This window comes from Ensifer sp. Root1252, assembly GCF_001425885.1.
GTDB classification, from domain to species: Bacteria; Pseudomonadota; Alphaproteobacteria; order Rhizobiales; family Rhizobiaceae; genus Ensifer; species Ensifer canadensis.
In genome coordinates this window covers 290,930-308,343 of record NZ_LMDT01000034.1, presented here as the reverse complement: position 1 = coordinate 308,343, position 17,414 = coordinate 290,930, and the positions used below count along the sequence as shown (strand labels likewise).

15 protein-coding genes, 1 tRNA gene and 3 pseudogenes are annotated in these 17,414 nt (G+C 60.0%); 14 read left to right on the top strand and 5 right to left on the bottom strand.

All coding sequences use genetic code 11. The features are described 5' to 3' along the window. Positions 1-155 precede the first annotated feature (155 nt). The 4 genes and pseudogenes from ASD02_RS28260 to ASD02_RS40070 all read left to right on the top strand — a co-directional run. Positions 156-245, top strand: a tRNA-Ser gene (locus tag ASD02_RS28260). A 655-nt stretch (positions 246-900) separates the two neighbouring features. Beyond that, positions 901-1,366, top strand: a pseudogene (locus ASD02_RS40080) (porin); the annotation flags it as partial. 1 nt (position 1,367) lies between these two features. Next, a pseudogene (locus tag ASD02_RS40075) lies at positions 1,368-1,807 on the top strand (porin); the annotation flags it as partial. A gap of 1 nt (position 1,808) precedes the next feature. Continuing rightward, the coding region (locus ASD02_RS40070; RefSeq protein ID WP_210178325.1) for a porin at positions 1,809-2,075 on the top strand (267 nt) is incomplete at its 5' end. 204 nt (positions 2,076-2,279) lie between these two features. On the opposite strand, the gene ASD02_RS28250 is transcribed toward ASD02_RS40070, so the two are convergent. From ASD02_RS28250 to ASD02_RS28245, 3 genes are all read right to left on the bottom strand, one after another. Continuing rightward, positions 2,280-3,179, bottom strand: a complete 900-nt coding sequence (locus ASD02_RS28250; RefSeq protein WP_025426377.1) for an alpha/beta hydrolase — start codon at positions 3,177-3,179, stop codon at positions 2,280-2,282. A gap of 222 nt (positions 3,180-3,401) precedes the next feature. Continuing rightward, the gene (locus ASD02_RS37540) at positions 3,402-3,887 is read right to left on the bottom strand and encodes a BA14K family protein (RefSeq protein WP_081788894.1); all 486 of its coding nucleotides are present in this window, start codon (positions 3,885-3,887) and stop codon (positions 3,402-3,404) included. A gap of 342 nt (positions 3,888-4,229) precedes the next feature. After that, positions 4,230-6,302, bottom strand: a complete 2,073-nt coding sequence (locus ASD02_RS28245) for a lytic transglycosylase domain-containing protein (RefSeq protein WP_057221489.1) — start codon at positions 6,300-6,302, stop codon at positions 4,230-4,232. Between the two features lie 296 nt (positions 6,303-6,598). Here ASD02_RS28245 and dapA point away from each other — a divergent pair, with 296 nt between their 5' ends. Together dapA and smpB are read left to right on the top strand one after the other, a co-directional pair. Beyond that, positions 6,599-7,483, top strand: a complete 885-nt coding sequence (gene dapA, locus ASD02_RS28240; RefSeq protein WP_025426379.1) for a 4-hydroxy-tetrahydrodipicolinate synthase — start codon at positions 6,599-6,601, stop codon at positions 7,481-7,483. Next, the gene (smpB, locus tag ASD02_RS28235) at positions 7,483-7,962 is read left to right on the top strand and encodes an SsrA-binding protein SmpB (RefSeq protein ID WP_025426380.1); all 480 of its coding nucleotides are present in this window, start codon (positions 7,483-7,485) and stop codon (positions 7,960-7,962) included. The genes dapA and smpB overlap by 1 nt, the downstream gene beginning before the upstream one ends. Before the next feature lie 71 nt (positions 7,963-8,033). On the opposite strand, the gene ASD02_RS28230 is transcribed toward smpB, so the two are convergent. Continuing rightward, positions 8,034-8,615, bottom strand: a complete 582-nt coding sequence (locus ASD02_RS28230) for an NYN domain-containing protein (protein ID WP_025426381.1) — start codon at positions 8,613-8,615, stop codon at positions 8,034-8,036. Positions 8,616-9,085: 470 nt separating this feature from the next. Between ASD02_RS28230 and rpoZ the strand changes: the two genes are divergently transcribed. The 8 genes and pseudogenes from rpoZ to era all read left to right on the top strand — a co-directional run bounded on the left by rpoZ (position 9,086) and on the right by era (position 16,052). Beyond that, entirely contained in the window at positions 9,086-9,493 is a 408-nt protein-coding gene (rpoZ, locus tag ASD02_RS28225; protein ID WP_025426382.1) for a DNA-directed RNA polymerase subunit omega, read from the top strand. Positions 9,494-9,596: 103 nt separating this feature from the next. Next, positions 9,597-11,822, top strand: a complete 2,226-nt coding sequence (locus ASD02_RS28220; RefSeq protein WP_025426383.1) for a bifunctional (p)ppGpp synthetase/guanosine-3',5'-bis(diphosphate) 3'-pyrophosphohydrolase — start codon at positions 9,597-9,599, stop codon at positions 11,820-11,822. Between the two features lie 345 nt (positions 11,823-12,167). After that, complete coding sequence (locus ASD02_RS37530; RefSeq protein WP_067698885.1) at positions 12,168-12,320, top strand: DUF3563 family protein; 153 nt, start codon at positions 12,168-12,170, stop codon at positions 12,318-12,320. A gap of 106 nt (positions 12,321-12,426) precedes the next feature. Continuing rightward, positions 12,427-13,069, top strand: a pseudogene (locus ASD02_RS28215) (DUF2062 domain-containing protein). Then, positions 13,066-13,485: a holo-ACP synthase gene (gene acpS / locus ASD02_RS28210; RefSeq protein WP_025426385.1), complete on the top strand. Its 420-nt coding sequence runs from the start codon at positions 13,066-13,068 to the stop codon at positions 13,483-13,485. The pseudogene ASD02_RS28215 and the gene acpS overlap by 4 nt, the downstream one beginning before the upstream one ends. Before the next feature lie 169 nt (positions 13,486-13,654). Further along, positions 13,655-14,398 (top strand): signal peptidase I, encoded by a 744-nt coding sequence (gene lepB / locus ASD02_RS28205; RefSeq protein WP_025426386.1) that lies wholly within the window; start codon positions 13,655-13,657, stop codon positions 14,396-14,398. Next, complete coding sequence (gene rnc / locus ASD02_RS28200; protein ID WP_025426387.1) at positions 14,395-15,114, top strand: ribonuclease III; 720 nt, start codon at positions 14,395-14,397, stop codon at positions 15,112-15,114. Before lepB ends, rnc begins: the two co-directional genes overlap by 4 nt. 8 nt (positions 15,115-15,122) lie before the next feature. Beyond that, positions 15,123-16,052 carry a GTPase Era gene (gene era / locus ASD02_RS28195; RefSeq protein ID WP_025426388.1) on the top strand — a complete coding sequence of 310 codons (930 nt, stop codon included), beginning with the start codon at positions 15,123-15,125 and terminating at the stop codon, positions 16,050-16,052. A gap of 240 nt (positions 16,053-16,292) precedes the next feature. Here the strand turns inward: era and ASD02_RS28190 are convergent, their stop codons facing one another. Beyond that, a complete protein-coding gene (locus tag ASD02_RS28190; RefSeq protein ID WP_025426389.1) occupies positions 16,293-17,318 on the bottom strand; it encodes a glycerophosphodiester phosphodiesterase family protein in 1,026 nt (341 codons plus the stop codon). Positions 17,319-17,414: the final 96 nt, after the last annotated feature.

The window sequence follows — 17,414 nt, the reverse complement described above, 5'->3', positions numbered from 1 at the left end:
CGCTCTCGACCACAGTCGAACCGCTGCTTCCCGTGAGTCTTCGGCCGCGTGAGGGGCTTGGTTCCCCCGGTGCCCACATGAAAATGCGATCATTTCCCGGAAACCGACAAAAAAATCTTGCATTGCCTGCGGTCTGACACTAGTCAGGCGCTAACGGAGAGGTGGCCGAGTGGTCGAAGGCGCTCCCCTGCTAAGGGAGTATACCCGGAAGGGTATCGAGGGTTCGAATCCCTTCTTCTCCGCCATCACCTTCCAAGGTTGAATTTTCCCACTCGTCGCATCTCGGTCATCGGCTGATGGGTCTCGTCTTTACCCATGTGACATCGGTCTAGTCGCGAGCGGGAAAACACTCGCAGCGCCATTCGCGCCAATGTTCATGAATCTCCTCGGCTTTTCTCCGCTCAGAATCAGGCGCTACGCACGATCAACTGCGAATCTCGCAAATTGATTCTGGTGATTCCCGCTGTCGGAGGGGCAACCCGCAATGTCGATTCTGAGAAATGTGGCGATGCAGCACGTCGCTCCTTCCAAGGAATTTGGCAGCCGGACCGGCGTTTCCCCCCAATTTGGGCCGCTTTCTGCCTCTTTCTGAAACAGGAGATGCCACTTGTCCTTACGCTAAGCTCAAGGGAATAAAGGCTTTTCTTAATCCTTTGTTAATTTTCTCGGGCCGCATGCGGCGATTTTGTGTCGTTTCAGCAACAGGGTTCGGCGAAGGGCGAGGCAAAGCACGCGATCTCATCAGTTGGACGTTGCGCCGATGACCGCGTCTTGTATTTTCAAATCCGGAAGCAAGGGCGGTTGATCGTCCGACTTCTTGAACGTTGGGGATGGGGCAGGGAACGCTGTCCTTCAGCAAAATACCCAGACCCGTTTGAAACTTTTGACTGGAGGTCAGAAATGAACATCAAGAGCCTTCTTCTCGGCTCCGCTGCAGCTCTCGCAGCAGTATCCGGCGCACAGGCAGCCGACGCAATCGTCGCMGCCGAGCCGGAGCCCATGGAATACGTTCGCGTTTGCGACGCTTTCGGCACTGGCTACTTCTACATCCCGGGCACCGAAACCTGCCTGAAGCTCAGCGGAGTCCACGTCGGACTGGGATGTCTTCTCGCGCGCTTACGTCGCATGGGATGCCAAGAGCGACACCGAGTACGGCACGCTCACCGGCTTCTTCGCTGCTGAATTCAATGCYGACAACGACACCGACTCTGGCGATAGCGACTTCATCGACGTYGATGAAGCCTACATCCAGCTCGGTGGCCTGAAGGCCGGTTTCTTCTACAACTGGTGGGATAAGGGCATCAACGGCGAAACCGACACGCTCGGCAACGTCACCGAGTTCAACTCGATTGCCTACCTCTATGACNGCCGGTTTCTTCTACAACTGGTGGGATAAGGGCATCAACGGCGAAACCGACACGCTCGGCAACGTCACCGAGTTCAACTCGATTGCCTACCTCTATGACGGCGGCACGTTCCAGGCCGGTATCTCGATCGACGAGCTCGAAGGCTGGTCCACCAAGGCAAACGGCGTTGGCATCTCCGGTATCGTTTCGGCTTCGCTCGGCGGCGTTTCCTTCGACTTGCTCGGCGGCTACGACACCGAGTGGGAAGAAGGCGCGATCCGCGGCTTGCTCTCTGCAGACCTCGGCCCGGGCGTCTTCCAGCTTGCTGGTATCTGGGCTTCGAACCCGAACACCTACTGGGCTCAGTCTGAGTGGAGCGTTGCTGCTTCGTACCGCTTCAACGCAACCGACAAGCTGGCGATCACTCCTGGCGCTCAGTACTTCGGTAGCCTGCAGGATTCNTACTGGGCTCAGTCTGAGTGGAGCGTTGCTGCTTCGTACCGCTTCAACGCAACCGACAAGCTGGCGATCACTCCTGGCGCTCAGTACTTCGGTAGCCTGCAGGATTCCGTCAACAGCTTCGGCGGCGACGATGCATGGCGCGCTGGCGTAACGGTTGACTACAAGATCACCGAAGGCCTCGCTACCCGCGTATCGGTTCAGTACGAAGATGAAGACAACGGCGACGACCAGGTATTCGGCTTCGTCCGCCTGCAGCGCGACTTCTAATCTGATCTGACCTCGGTCAGTTTAGAGAAGCCCGGCTTTCGAGCCGGGCTTTTTCGTTTGGCGCTTTCCATAAAGGAAATGCGATCTCAGGCGGGAGCGCAGGCGCGCGTTCGCTGCTACAGCGCCGCGCGTCCTATTAGACGCGCAAAGGTCGCCGTAGCACTTTGAATTGCTGCATGTTTTTATCCTTAAATCGAATAGGATTTAAGGAAACATGCAGTGGTGAACAAAGGCGGCTATGGCATGCCTGGGGCCGTCGAGATGCAGCAGCGGTGCATGGCCTTGTCCGGCGGCTGTCACGGTCGTCAAGTTGGGATGCCTGCTCTTCATCTCATCGACCGTGGTGCTTGACAGCAGCTTGGAATGTTCGCCGCGAACGACCATCATCGGAAGCCCGGTAAAGGCGTGGAACTGGGGCCAAAGATCCGGCAGCAACATGTCCGACGTCAGCGCCTGCAGTTGTGCCGCAATTGCTGGATCGAAGTCGACGACAGGAATGCCGCCTTCGTCGCGATAGATCGCCCTTGCCATCTGCAGCCATTCGACCTCGTGAAGGATCGGGAAATCGTCTCCGTGTATGGCTTTCAGGTAGTTGGGCGCTGCGGTCCAACTTACCGGTCCGGTCCCTGTGTTGAGATAGTCCCGGATCCCGAGCAATCCCCCGATTTCGATGACAGGCCCGATGTCATTGAGCACGGCCCCTGCTATCAAGCCGGGGGCCAGGCCGATCAAATGGTGCAGGATCAGCCCACCACGTGAGGTGCCGATAAAAATTGCCTTTTCAATAGCGAAATATGCGCACGCGGTGATGACGTCGGACGTTTCGACTGCAACCGTATAGCGACTCTTATCGCCGTCGCGTTCCGAATTCCCGCGGCCACGGTAGTCCAATGAGATAACGGGGTGCCCGCCTCCCGACGACGATGCAAGAAAGGTGGCAAGTTGGTGAAAGTCTCGGCTGTTGCGCGTGAGCCCTGGCAGGCAGATAACCGGAGTTGCCGCTCGTGGCTGAGGCCCAGGTCCGTAGGCCCGCGCGTAGAGCTGCAATCCGCCAACCCCGGGGAAGCGATGTTCCCGAAACGCATCCGCCCCATACTCGTTCATTTCAGCCTCGCCCTCCATCTGCACCCGGGCGGATCGTAGCCATTGAAACGGAAACGGCAAGCAGGCGGTCCGGCGTTCAGGGAATGAAAGGACTCGCCGCTCGCGCTACCTTTTGGACCGCGAGATCGCCGGTCACAGGCTTTAAAACCACGTTTTCGCGCCGATACCGGAGCAGCGGAAACATTGGGAGGGTGCGAGGGGCCGCCGCCCCATCCAGTCTTTTCAGTAGGGCGAATTGCACTGCCGCCGCGGACCACCATAAGGCTGATACGTGTTGTCCCAGGCTCGATAGGACCGATATCGGGCGTAGCACCAGCTGGTATGTGAGCTGCCGCCGGCAACTCCCGGACGGTTGTAGTATCTTGGCTGGCTCAACAAGCCGCCTATGATCGCACCGGCCGCAAGTCCGCCGATGAACGCGCCGGCATCATTATCGTGGTCCCGATAGTATCCGCGGTAACCATCGCGATAATGGCCATGTCTGTCGCCGTAGTAACCGTGCCGGTTGTACCGATAGCCACGGCCGCAATAGGGGAAACCACATCCGCTAGCACTCTTCCGCGCTTCACCGCGCTCGTACGGGAATTGCGCCGGTTGGACATCGGTGGCTTGAGACGCAATCTTCGGGGCGATCGGAAATGCTTGTGCTGGCGGAACGCCACTCATTACTGTCACCACCGACAGGGCGATAACTGTTAACGTCTTCATTGCCTTCACCATTTTCTTCGGGGAGGATGGAACCTTCAAGAAGGGAAATGCGTGACATCGTACTTTGTGCCGCCTTCTGCTATCACGATTATTTGATCATCTCCATTTGTCAACGATAACGACGAACAACCAATCTGAACCTACAGCGCCGCGGGTCTTATCAGACGCGCAAAGGTCGCTGTAGCACTGTGAATTGCTGCATGTTTTATCCTTGAATCGCATACGATCTAACGAAACATGCAGTAGCGTTTCCCGTTGGCACGGGTTCATAGAAGCGCGCTATCTCTTTGTTTTTATGCGATGTCTGACGCACCACCGCTGCGCACTCTTGCTGGAATTGCGCTAAGGTAACTGTCGTCCCATTCTAAGGTCGGCGACTATGTCAGCGCCTTGACCGAGCCTGACCTTGTAGACCTGATAGTTTTCCATCACGCGCTGGACGTAGTTGCGCGTTTCCTGGAACGGGATGCGCTCAATCCAGTCGACGACCTCGTCGATCGGTTTGCCGCGCGGGTCGCCATAGCGGCTGAGCCAGTCCGGTACGCGACGCGGGCCGGCATTGTAGGCAATGAAGGTGAGAATATAGGAACCACCGAAGCTGTTGATCTGCTCGCCGAGATAATGCGCGCCGAGGGTGGCGTTGTATCCGGCATCGCTCGTCAGGCGCTCCTTGGAGTAAGCAAGGCCGTAGCGGCTGGCTACCCCTTTGGCGGTGCCGGGCAGCAGTTGCAGCAAGCCGCGCGCGTTGGCCGTGGAGACCGCCGCAGGATTGAAGGCGCTTTCCTGGCGCGCGATCGCGTAGGCGAGCGCCTTGCCCGAGCCATCGATGTTGGCGGTCGACGGGATGACGCCGACGGGAAAAGCGAGTGCAGCGACATCGATGCCACGGCCAAAGGCGGTCTTGCCGATCTGGAGTGAAAGCTGATGATTGCGGGTCTTTTCGGCGCGTGCCGAAAGGATCGCCAGTTCGCCGGGGCTCGTCAGTTCTTCCGCAAGTGCCCGATAGATGCTGTCGGCACGCCAGCCGTGACCTGCCGCTTCCAGCCGTGCGATGGCGCGAACCGCCTCGCGGTTTTCGAAACGGGCACGGTCTTCCGCTGAAGGGGCGGGATAGGTAACGTTGAATGCCTTGTGGCCGAGCCGCGCAGCGGCGAGTTGACCGTAGAAGGTGCCTGGAAAGCGGGCGGCATTGGCGAAATAGTCCTTGGCATTGCCCGGTCCGCCCGCTTCCGCCGATCGGCCGAGCCAATACCAAGCGCGGGACGCCGAAAGCGGCCGGTTGGAAACATCAAGGATCCGTCGGAAATGCTGCGATGCTGCGGCCGGATCTTCCATGCCGCGCAGCGCGAACCAGCCGGCGTGAAACTCTGCATCGACGATATCGGTCGCCTCGGTTGCCTTGTGGTTTGCGGCAACTCGGTAGGCGCCGCGAAAATCCCCCTTGTCCAGCAAGCCGCGGCTGACGATCCGTTGTTCGGTCCACCATTCACCGGGATTGACCAACGCGTCCTGATCCCTAGGCATCGTGGCCAGCAGCTTGGCGGCCTCCGCATATTTGTCCTGCTTACGCAGGCTTTCGATACGGATGAACAGATAGGCCGGGTCCTTATGCCATGAGGCGTCGATCGCCGATATCAGCGCAGGGGCATTGGTGCTGCCGCGGCTGACGGCGGCCCAGGCGCGATAGAGCGACTGCGCCTTGCCGAGATCGCTGAAGCGTTCGGCCTGCTCGACGCGGTTGCGATAAAGCAGCATCGTCATCCGCCGTCTGTGGTCGGCAACCGTCAGCAGGCCGGAAAATTCCGACAGGATCTGCGTTTCCACATCCTTGTCGAGCCCCTGCTTGAACCAGAGCGCGCGCAGCCGCGTTGCTGCGGTCGCACTCTGCCCCTGTGCCACCAGCGCGCGGGCAAGGATGATCGTCCCTTCCGTGGTTTCGGGCTGCGTCTGCCCAAAGGCGGCAAGAATATCGGGGGCTGCCGGGTTCTCGCGGTAAAGTGCGCGCTCGGAATGGGCGCGAAGCGATTTGAGGCCCGGCCACCCCTGCAGTTCGCGCTGGGCGTCGGCGATCTCGTAGGAGGGGACGCCACGTTGCCCCGATACGGCGATTGCCCAAGTCAGAATATGACGATCGAGCGTGCCCTCGTGCATGCCGTTTCGAACGGTGATCGCCTTGGTCGGATCCTTGTCGGAAAGCGCATCCAGACCGACCTTCAAGCCGCCCTGAATGGGCGATACCGTCGCCGGGATCGCGCCGGTGATGTCCTTACCCGAAACGCGCCCGACCTTGTCGGAGATTGCGGGTTTGCTGCCCGGTACCGGCACTGTGTTCGAGGCTTCGGAGGAGAGGGCCGACGAGGCCAGAAGCGCTGTGCCGATCATGGCGGCGACAGGCAGAAGAATTGATCCGCGCATCAAGAGCCCCGTGTTTCCCCGTGTCTCACATTCATTTGCCGCCGGATTGCCTAACGAAAGGTTACCGGGGTTTATAGATCACAGCAATCGCACCGCCGCCACCTTAGCACCGGGTGGCGAGCCTCAAGGATTATGCGGCTTGAACGTCAAGCTTTTACGTGAAAACCGGCATGAAATGCCGTGTCACGGCGCTTGCCGCAGCCCCCTCACATGATTATGGTGCGGCAGTTTTTTAACCGTCGATTACGGCCAAAGCGTGAGTGTATGCTCGTCCTTTGAGCCGTCAGGAGTTGTGCATGTTCAAGGGTTCCATTCCCGCTCTCGTAACACCGTTCACCGCCGCCGGCGCGGTGGATGCGGAAGGTTTCGTCGCGCATGTGGAATGGCAGATAAAAGAGGGAAGCTCCGGTCTCGTGCCCGTCGGCACGACAGGTGAATCCCCGACCCTTTCGCATGCCGAGCACAAGCAGGTCGTCGAGCTCTGCATCAAGGCAGCCGCCGGCCGCGTGCCGGTAATCGCAGGCGCCGGCTCCAATAACACGACCGAAGCCATCGAGCTTGCGCAGCACGCCGAAAAGGCGGGTGCGGACGCGGTGCTCGTCGTTACACCCTATTACAACAAGCCCACGCAGAAGGGCCTGTTTGCCCACTATTCGGCGATTGCCGAGAGCGTGAAGCTGCCGATCGTCATCTACAATATCCCCGGTCGCTCCGTCGTCGACATGAGCGTCGAAACCATGGCCGCGCTTGCCAAGGCCCATTCGACGATCATCGGCGTGAAGGATGCCACCGGCAAGATCGAACGCGTATCCGAGCAGCGCATGGCCTGCGGCAAGGATTTCGTTCAGCTTTCCGGCGAAGACGCAACGGCGCTCGGCTTCAACGCCCATGGTGGGGTCGGCTGCATTTCGGTCACGGCAAATGTCGCGCCGCGGCTTTGCGCCGAATTCCAGCAGGCCACCCTTGCTGGCGATTATGCCAAGGCACTGGAATATCAGGACAAGTTGATGCCGCTGCACAAGGCGATCTTCATGGAGCCTGGCCTGTGCGGCGCCAAGTACGCGCTGAACCGTCTCGGCCGTATGAGCCGCGCGGTTCGTTCGCCGCTGCTTTCGACACTGGAGCCGGCAACGGAAGCCGCAATCGACTCGGCGCTCAGACATGCAGGATTGATGAACTGATGGCACCCAAGGGAAGCCAGCGCACGGTCAAGAAGATTGTCGCGGAAAACCGAAAGGCCCGCTTCAACTACGAGATCGTCGACACCTACGAGGCCGGCCTGGTTCTGACCGGCACCGAGGTGAAGTCGCTGCGTGAAGGCAAGGCAAACATCGCCGAATCCTACGCCACCGACGAGGGCGGGGAAATCTGGCTGATCAATTCCTATCTGCCGGAGTACCTGCAGGCAAACCGATTCAACCATGAGACCCGCCGCCGTCGCAAGCTGTTGCTGTCCAAGCGCGAGGTCAACCGGCTGCAGGGGGCCGTCAATCGCGAAGGCATGTCGCTCATTCCGCTCAAGATCTATTTCAACGATCAGGGCCGGGCGAAGCTCGAGCTGGCGCTCGGCAAGGGCAAGAAACTGCACGACAAGCGTGAAAGCGCCAAGGAGCGCGATTGGAACAGGCAGAAGAGCCGACTGCTGAAAGAGCGCGGCTGAACGCAGCCGCACTCTCGCCCCGACGCCCTGCCTAAAAATTTTTTTCGTTGTTTGGCGAGTGACTGGTTCGCTCAGATCCCAACGGGGTCGGCTACCGGCTCGACATGTTGCCGGGGAACGCGTTCCGATGGGTCACGGCCGATTTCGGCCCGCAGCGTGACGAGATCGATGAAGTGATCCGCCTGTCGGCGCAGGTCATCGGCGATCATCGGTGGCTGGGTCGACATCGTCGATACCACCGAAACCTTGCGACCCTTCCGCTGCAGCGCTTCGACGAGCGTGGTGAAGTCGCCATCGCCCGAGAAGATCACCAGATGATCGACGGTTTCTGACTGTTCCATGGCATCGATCGCAAGTTCGATGTCCATGTTGCCCTTGATCTTGCGGCGACCGAGCGAGTCCGTGAATTCCTTCGCAGGCTTGGTCACGACCTTGTAACCGTTATAGTCAAGCCAGTCGATCAGCGGACGGATCGACGAATATTCCTGGTCTTCGATGAGAGCCGTATAGTAGTAGGCGCGTAGCAGATAGCCACGCTTTTGAAATGCCTTGAGCAGTTTGCGATAGTCGATGTCGAAACCGAGGCTCTTCGACGCGGCGTAGAGGTTGGCGCCGTCGATAAAAAGAGCGATTTTCTCGCGAGGGTCAAACATCGTTATTCCTTTTTGGTGCGCATCACATTCGGGTAAGCGGCCCGTCGGCGGATGCGCGAAAATACGGCGATTACATTAATAATTGCTGATATTGCAAATAATGTAGTTAACCACTTGCATTATTCCAAGCGGCGGCACGCGAATATAGCTAGTTTTAGCAGTTGCTGCAGTTCGTCCACATCGGAAATCTGCAGTTTCTACCAGGCGTTTCCGGTTTGTATTAGAAAATGCAACTAGGGTGTGTGAATACAAAGTCCAGCCCGTCCGCGTCGCATTTTATCACGCAGTAAAGGATGATGTGAGCGCTCCGTGCAGGAAAAACTTGAACTTATGCTGTTTTGATTGTATCCGGGCGGCTAATTCCAGAAATCGGAGCCGACGAGGCCGTCATCCGGCGGCCGTTCCGGTCTCGTGTCGTTAATCCGTGCTGCGGCGATGATCGCCGCGCTTTGAGCCCAAAAGGACAGGCAATGGCCCGCGTCACCGTCGAAGATTGCATTGACAAGGTCGACAACCGTTTCGAACTCGTGCTGCTCGCCAGCCACCGCGCCCGCCTGATCTCGCAGGGCGCAGCGATCACCATCGATCGCGACAATGACAAGAACCCCGTCGTGGCTCTCCGCGAAATCGCCGACGAGACGCTCTCGCCCGGCGACCTCAAGGAAGACCTGATCCACTCGCTGCAGAAGCACGTCGAAGTGGACGAGCCCGAGCCCGATCCGGCTTCGCTGGTGCAAGCCGATGCCGACACGACTTTTGCCGAGACGGCGGAAGACGACGACCAGCCGGAGGCAATCACTTTCGACCGCATGTCGGAAGAGGAACTTCTGGCCGGCATCGAGGGCCTCGTGCCCCCGGAAAAGAGCGACGACTACTGAGATCCGTAACGGAACAAGCGTTCCCGCGTGTTTTCAAAGCAGTGCGCCACTCGTATGATTGGCGCACTTTTTTTATTGTCTTTTCCCATGGAGCCGCCAGCGAATGATGCGCCAGTACGAGCTCGTTGAGCGCGTTCAGAAATACAAGCCCGACGTCAATGAAGCCCTGTTGAACAAGGCTTACGTCTACGCGATGCAGAAGCACGGGCAGCAGAAGCGGGCAAGCGGCGACCCCTACATTTCCCACCCGCTGGAAGTGGCGGCGATCCTTACGGAAATGCATCTCGACGAATCGACGATCGCAGTCGCGCTCTTGCACGACACGATCGAGGATACGACCGCGACCCGGCAGGAGATCGATGATCTCTTCGGCGAGGACATCGGTGCGCTTGTCGAGGGCCTGACCAAGATCAAGAAGCTCGATCTCGTCACCAAGAAAGCCAAGCAGGCGGAAAACCTGCGCAAGTTGCTGCTCGCGATCTCCGACGACGTGCGCGTCCTCTTGGTCAAGCTTGCCGATCGTCTGCACAACATGCGCACGCTCGACCATATGACGCCCGAGAAGCGGGCACGCATCTCCGAAGAGACGATGGACATCTATGCGCCGCTCGCCGGCCGCATGGGCATGCAGGATATGCGCGAGGAGCTCGAAAACCTCTCGTTCCGCCATATCAATCCGGAGGCCTTCGAAACCGTCACCCGCCGCCTGGAAGAGCTGTCCGAGCGCAATGAAGGCCTGATCAAGAAGATCGAGGACGAATTGACTGAGCTGCTCCAGACCGAGGGGTTGAAGGGCGCGCAAGTCAAGGGGCGGCAGAAGAAGCCCTATTCGGTCTTCCGCAAGATGCAGTCGAAATCCCTGTCCTTCGAGCAGCTTTCCGACGTCTGGGGCTTTCGTATCGTCGTCGACGATATCCCGTCGTGCTATCGCGCGCTTGGCATCGTGCACACCCGCTGGCGCGTCGTGCCTGGCCGCTTCAAGGATTATATCTCGACGCCAAAGCAGAACGATTACCAGTCGATCCATACGACCATCGTCGGCCCGTCGCGCCAGCGCATCGAACTGCAGATTCGCACGCGCCGGATGAACGATATCGCCGAATACGGTATCGCCGCTCACTCGCTCTACAAGGACGGCGAGGGGGTCTCGACGGAAACCGCCCTGTCGCCGACCTCGAACGCCTATTCCTGGCTGCGGCGCACGATCGAGTCGCTCGCCGAAGGCGACAACCCGGAAGAGTTTCTCGAGCATACCAAGCTCGAGCTTTTCCAGGACCAGGTGTTCTGCTTCACGCCGAAGGGGCAGCTGATTGCGCTGCCGCGTGGCGCGACGCCGATCGACTTTGCCTATGCGGTCCACACCAACATCGGCGACACCTGCGTCGGCGCCAAGATCAACGGCCGCATCATGCCGCTGGTCACGCGCCTCAACAACGGCGACGAAGTCGAGATCATCCGTTCGGGCATCCAGGTGCCGCCGCCGGCGTGGGAAGAAATCGTCGTCACCGGCAAGGCGCGCTCCGCCATCCGGCGCGCGACGCGCGCTGCCATCCGCAAGCAATATGCCGGCCTCGGCTATCGCATTCTGGAGCGAACCTTCGAGCGCGCCAGCAAGACGTTTTCACGCGAAGCGCTGAAGCCCGCGCTGCATCGGCTTGGACATAAAGAGGTCGAGGATGCGATCGCGTCGGTTGGCCGCGGCGAACTGTCGTCGCTCGACGTGCTGCGCGCGGTTTTCCCCGACCATCAGGACGAGCGCGTCACCGTCAAGCCGAACGCCGACGATGGCTGGTTCAACATGCGCAGTGCCGCCGGCATGGTGTTCAAGTTGCCTGGCCGATCCAAGGAGGCGGGCGAGCCGGCGCAAGCGGAAGGTCCGGAAGCGCTGCCGATCCGCGGGCTCTCGGGTAACGCCGGCGTGCATTTCAGCGCGGCGGGTGCAGTTCCGGGCGACCGTATCGTCGGCATCATGGAGAAGGACAAGGGGATCACCATCTACCCGATCCAGTCGCCGATCCTGCAGAAGTTCGACGACGAGCCGGAGCGCTGGATCGACGTGCGTTGGGATCTGGACGAGGCCAACAGCAGCCGCTTCATGGCGCGCATCGCCATCAGCGCCTTGAACGAGCCGGGCACGCTGGCGGAGGTCGCCCAGTCGATCGCGACGAGCGACGTCAACATCCGCTCGCTTTCCATGGGGCGTGTGGCTGCCGACTTCAGTGAGTTGCAGTTCGATCTCGAGGTCTGGGATCTGAGGCAGCTGAACCACCTGATCACGCAGTTGAAGGAATTGCCGAGCATCTCCACGGTCAAGCGCCTCTTCGAGTGAAGGGGCGCCGCTCGACTTTCGCATAGCTGCCGAACCGTCACCACCGGCGCCGTTGCTTCCGCCTTCCGTCGGGGTCTCGCCTTGGCAGGCGGATCATGACCGGCACTTTCTTCTTCTTGCCTCCGTCTGTCTGGCCGTCCGTGAGGGTTGGCGATACTCGCATTCGGCGGTGAAGTTTGGGCCTGTGCGCGTCCGTTTTGCGCAGTTGCCTTCAAAACAGGCAGGTCGGGGCTTGAAAAACGGCAAGGCATGCTTGTTGCGCATGGCTGCTGTCTCTTCCTGGCTCTGGTGGAACAGTGACCTCTAAACTATCTTCTGCATGGGAGGTAAACGAAGAGGTTTGCCATGTTAAATCAGTTGAAGAAGATCACCCGCGCTCTGCGCGTCGCCACTCAGGAAGAGCGCGAGCTCGCCTATCTCAACGGTTCGGTCGATCGCATCGATCTCGAATACCGTCAGCGCCAGATCGATCGCGGCCTGTTCCGCAACGGCTACTAAGCCGCTGCCTGTTCCCGCATGATGGCGGGAATGGCGAGCCATGCGCCAGGCGAATGGCTCAATCGTGATCGCTGCACCACACGCCAGCGGGTTGCAAGCAAGGGGCATGACGCCTATCTTGCGGCCTTTAAACAGGCGGACACGCCGTCTTGTGTCGACTGGCGGTTTCAAGATGCGGTCATGACGGCATAATGTTATTCAGACGTAGAAAACCGGTCACGATATCCGAGAGGCTTCGCGCGCTTTTATGGCCGCGCAAGGGCTTTCGGCGTGGCCCGAGATACATGGCGCTGCGCATCCTGCGCCTGTCGTCGTCACCGCACTCGATTGCGGTCGGGGTCGCTGCAGGTGCCGCGTCCTCCTTCACGCCCTTCTTTGGGCTGCATATCATCATCGCGGTCGCGGTTGCCTCCGCGTTCTCCGGCAATCTGCTTGCGGCAGCGATCACCACGGCGCTTGCCAACCCGGTGACCATCCCGATGATCCTGACCGCGTCCTACGAACTTGGCACGGTCATCATGGGACCGCAGGCGTCAGGTCCCGCAACCGGCGCGGACGTCGCGCATATGGTCGAGCACCTCGAATTGTCGGCGCTTTGGGGGCCTGTGTTCAAGCCTATGCTCATCGGATCGGTTCCGCTTGCCGCCGCCGGCGCACTGATCTTCTATCCTCTTGCCTATCAGGCAGCCCGTCTTTTCCAGTCCCGCCGCAGGCGCGCGCGCGCGTCCGGTACAAGGTCCACATCATGATCATCGGTATCGGCAGCGACCTCATCGACATCAGGCGCATCGAAAACTCGCTCTCGCGTTTCGGCGAGCGTTTCGTCAATCGTTGCTTCACCGAGGTGGAAATTGCCAAGTCCGAAGGTCGCAAGAACCGCGCCGCCTCTTACGCCAAGCGCTTCGCTGCCAAGGAGGCCTGTTCCAAGGCGCTCGGCACCGGAATAGCGCATGGCGTCTTCTGGAAAGACATGGGCGTCATCAATATGCCCGGTGGCAAGCCCACGATGCATTTGAGCGGTGGTGCTGCCGAACGGCTCCAGGCGATGGTGCCCAAGGGGCATCGGGCGGCAATCCATCTGACGATTACCGACGATTTCCCGCTGGCGCAGGCCTTCGTGATTATCGAAGCACTCCCCGTTGCCCCGCCAGAGGGAACGGTTTAGAGCATTCCGTTGAGAAATCCGGGCGTGCCCGATTGCAGGGGGCAGAGCGCCCTTGCAGCATGGATACAGAATTGCGCATCCGCCGGTGAGGCTGGAACCGAAAGCGCGAATGACAGTTGATTGAGCGGAGCGCCTATCCAGCGCGCCGATGACAAAGGAAGACAGCAGCGTGGCAGAAAAGACAGAAGCGAAGCAGAGCGGTCTCTGGGAGAATGTGAAGGTCATCATCCAGGCGCTGCTCCTGGCCGTGGTCATTCGCACCGTCTTCTTTCAGCCCTTCACCATTCCGTCGGGCTCGATGATGCCGACCCTGCTTGTCGGCGACTACATCTTCGTCAACAAGTTCGCCTACGGCTACTCCAAGTATTCGCTGCCGTTCTCGCCGGATCTGTTCTCGGGCCGAATCTTCGCCAGCGAGCCGGAGCGCGGCGACATCGTCGTCTTCCGCTTTCCGCCAAACCCGGACATCGACTACATCAAGCGTCTGGTCGGCCTGCCGGGCGATCGCATCCAGGTCCGCAACAGCATTCTCTACGTCAACGACAAGCCGATCGATCGCGCGCCTGACGGTGTCTTCCGCGCCGACGATCAGTACGACACCGGTGGCGACGTTCCGGTCTACCGCGAAACCATGGACAATGGCGTTTCCTATGACACGCTCGATCAGTTCCCGGATTCGCGCGGTGACAACACCCGCGAGTTCATCGTGCCCGAAGGTCATTACTTCATGATGGGCGACAATCGCGACAACTCGGCCGACAGCCGCTTCGACGTCGGCTTCGTGCCGGCCGAGAACCTTGTCGGCCGCGCGAGCCTGATCTTCTTCTCGCTCGGCAATGACACCTCGTTCCGCGAGATCTGGAAGTGGCCGGCGAACCTGCGCTACGACCGCCTGTTCAAGGCGGTCGAATGATGAAGGCGCGGTCGCTAAGCGCGGAGGATCGGGCCAAGCTCGAGGCCGTGATTGGCTATCAGTTCAGCGAGAAGGAACGGCTCGATCGGGCGCTGACCCATTCCAGCGCCCGCAATGCCAGGGGATCGAACTACCAGCGGCTCGAATTCCTCGGAGACCGTGTGCTGGGGCTTTGCGTCTCCGAGCTTCTGTTCCAGACCTTTCGTGATGCCAACGAGGGCGAACTTTCGGTGCGGCTGAACCAGCTCGTCAGCGCCGAGAGCTGCGCCCTGGTCGCCGACGACCTGGCGCTGCACCAGTTTATCCGCACCGGTTCCGACGTGAAGAAAATCACCGGAAAGGCGATGATGAATGTGCGCGCCGATGTGGTAGAGTCGCTCATCGCCGCCATCTATCTCGACGGCGGGCTGGAGGCGGCGCGTAAATTCGTGCTGCTTCACTGGAAAGAGCGGGCGACCCGTGCCGACGGCGCCCGTCGCGATGCCAAGACCGAATTGCAGGAATGGGCGCATGCCAAGTTTGGCATTGCGCCGACATATCGGACGGACAACCGCTCCGGCCCCGACCACGACCCGCGTTTCACGGTGACCGTGGAGGTTGCCGGCGTTGCGCCCGAGACCGGGACGGATCGATCCAAGCGCGGCGCCGAGCAGGTGGCCGCGACAAAATTGTTGGAACGCGAAGGCGTGTGGCGGAAAGTCTCCGCCGGAAATTGACGGAAAACATGACGGATATGGAAAAAGATACGGCCGCCGAAAGCGCGCCGACCCACTCTGGTTTCGTGGCGCTGATCGGCGCCACCAACGCGGGAAAATCGACGCTGGTCAACCGCCTCGTCGGCGCCAAGGTTTCGATCGTCAGCCACAAGGTTCAGACGACCCGGGCGATCGTGCGTGGCATTGCCATCCACGACAACGCACAGATCGTGTTCATGGACACGCCGGGCATCTTCAAGCCACGGCGCCGGCTCGACCGGGCAATGGTGACGACGGCCTGGGGTGGCGCCAAGGACGCCGATGTGATCATGCTCCTGATCGACAGCGAGCGTGGCCTGAAGGGCGATGCGGAAACGATCCTTCAGGGCATGAAGGAAGTCCACCAGCCGAAGATCCTGGTTCTGAACAAGATCGACCAGGTGCGACCGGAGGATCTGCTGAAGCTTGCAGCGGCGGCCAACGAGACGATCAAGTTCGAGCGCACCTTCATGATCTCCGCGCTGACCGGCTCGGGCTGCAAGGATCTGATGGATTATCTTGCCGAGACGCTGCCGGAAGGTCCCTGGTATTATCCGGAAGACCAGATCTCCGACCTGCCGATGCGCCAGCTCGCGGCCGAAATCACTCGCGAAAAACTGTTCCTGCGCCTGCATCAGGAACTTCCCTACGCCTCGCATGTCGAAACCGAGAAGTGGGAAGAGCGCAAGGACGGATCCGTTCGTATCGAACAGGTGATCTACGTCGAGCGCGAAAGCCAGAAGAAGATCGCACTCGGCAAGAATGGCGATGCGATCAAGGCGATCTCCACCGCGTCGCGGAAGGAAATCTCCGAAATCCTTGAGCAGCCGGTGCACCTCTTCCTGTTCGTCAAGGTGCGTGAAAACTGGGGCGATGATCCCGAGCGCTTCCGCGAAATGGGTCTTGAGTTCCCACGCTGATCGGCCAGTATTCTCAATACCGCTAACGCCGCTCGCCAGCCCTGCTGGCGGCCGGCTCCTCTCGGAGGGTGAACTTCGGGCTGCCGGGCATCTGCCGAAACGACAGGCGGGACTTGTCTCAGGTCAAGGCGCCGGTGCCCCAACCGTACGCTCCCTCAGTGACAAACGAGATTGGATAGGAACCGCTACTGCATGTTTCCTTAAATCCTATTCGATTTAAGGATAAAAACATGCAGCAAATCAAAGTGCTGCAGCGACCTTTGCGCGTCTAATAAGACGCGCGGCGCTGTAGGACGCCGGCTGTCTTTTTGCCAGCATCGGCCCGATCATCTCGGCACGGTTAGTCCAGACGTAGCCCGAGAAGTTCTCCGGCACCAGTTCAAGATCTTCCGCGCTATCGATGCCCGTGGTGAAATCTCCGCCGGCATAGGGGCCGAGCAGGATGATCTCGCTGCCGGCTGATTTCATGCGCTGTGCAAAACGGTCGGGCCAACCCCACAGCCAGGGCGCATAGTTTCCCGGAACGATCACCAGCGTGTTCTGGCAGGCGGCCGGAACGACGCCGGTCCAGCCATAGGCGATGTAGCGGGCGAGGCAGCCGACGACAGAGTTCCTGTCGTAACCACGCAGGCCCTTCACCAGCTTCAGCGCTTCCCGCGTCGGCTCGCCGCCGCCATAGACCCCAAAGACGGCTTGCCGCCATTCCGGATGTGTTTCGAGCAGGGCGGCGAGCGCTGCGCCTTCCTCGGCCCGGCGGCTCTTGAAATTGACGAGAAACTGGCGATCGGGCAGGGCGGTGAAAACCTCCTCCAAGGTCGGCATGTGGCCGGTGCCTTTTCCGCGGAACGGAAAGGTCTTGCCGCCGTCGGCGGTATAGCCGTAGCCGATGTCGAGCGATTTCAGCACCGTCATTGGCGTTTCCTCGGTGACCCCTTTGCCTTCAGTGCGGCAGTCGAACGTCCAGTCGTGGAAGACCGCGAACTGCCGATCGGGCGTCAGGTGGATGTCGAGTTCGACGACCGCAGCGCCGGAATCGAAGGCGGCCTGCATTGAGGCGACGGTATTTTCGAGGTGATCGTGCCGTGGCTTTTCGATGATCTCGGCCGTGCAGGTATCGTTCCCCACGCCCGCTTTCGGATAGGTCTGGTGGATGCCGCGATGCGCGAGAATCTTAGGCGGGCCCTCGGGGGGCGTTGCCAGCAGGGACGTGTTGAGGAGCCAGACGACGGCAGCAAAAAGCACGGCGACAATGACGAATCTTTTCATCCTGATTCTCCCTCTCGCGACCGGGATTGCTCGACAATGTGGCGCTACCGTGATGCTACGCGCTGGGCGTGTGGGCTGTGTAATGCGAACGATCTG

Excerpts from the sequence above, each read along its gene's own strand:
- ASD02_RS28250 (WP_025426377.1), bottom strand. The coding sequence starts at position 3,179 with ATGAACGAGTATGGGGCGGATGCGTTTCGGGAACATCGCTTCCCCGGG.
- ASD02_RS37540 (WP_081788894.1), bottom strand. The coding sequence starts at position 3,887 with ATGAAGACGTTAACAGTTATCGCCCTGTCGGTGGTGACAGTAATGAGT.
- ASD02_RS28245 (WP_057221489.1), bottom strand. The coding sequence starts at position 6,302 with ATGCGCGGATCAATTCTTCTGCCTGTCGCCGCCATGATCGGCACAGCG.
- dapA (WP_025426379.1), top strand. The coding sequence starts at position 6,599 with ATGTTCAAGGGTTCCATTCCCGCTCTCGTAACACCGTTCACCGCCGCC.
- smpB (WP_025426380.1), top strand. The coding sequence starts at position 7,483 with ATGGCACCCAAGGGAAGCCAGCGCACGGTCAAGAAGATTGTCGCGGAA.
- ASD02_RS28230 (WP_025426381.1), bottom strand. The coding sequence starts at position 8,615 with ATGTTTGACCCTCGCGAGAAAATCGCTCTTTTTATCGACGGCGCCAAC.
- rpoZ (WP_025426382.1), top strand. The coding sequence starts at position 9,086 with ATGGCCCGCGTCACCGTCGAAGATTGCATTGACAAGGTCGACAACCGT.
- ASD02_RS28220 (WP_025426383.1), top strand. The coding sequence starts at position 9,597 with ATGATGCGCCAGTACGAGCTCGTTGAGCGCGTTCAGAAATACAAGCCC.
- ASD02_RS37530 (WP_067698885.1), top strand. The coding sequence starts at position 12,168 with ATGTTAAATCAGTTGAAGAAGATCACCCGCGCTCTGCGCGTCGCCACT.
- acpS (WP_025426385.1), top strand. The coding sequence starts at position 13,066 with ATGATCATCGGTATCGGCAGCGACCTCATCGACATCAGGCGCATCGAA.
- rnc (WP_025426387.1), top strand. The coding sequence starts at position 14,395 with ATGATGAAGGCGCGGTCGCTAAGCGCGGAGGATCGGGCCAAGCTCGAG.
- era (WP_025426388.1), top strand. The coding sequence starts at position 15,123 with ATGACGGATATGGAAAAAGATACGGCCGCCGAAAGCGCGCCGACCCAC.
- ASD02_RS28190 (WP_025426389.1), bottom strand. The coding sequence starts at position 17,318 with ATGAAAAGATTCGTCATTGTCGCCGTGCTTTTTGCTGCCGTCGTCTGG.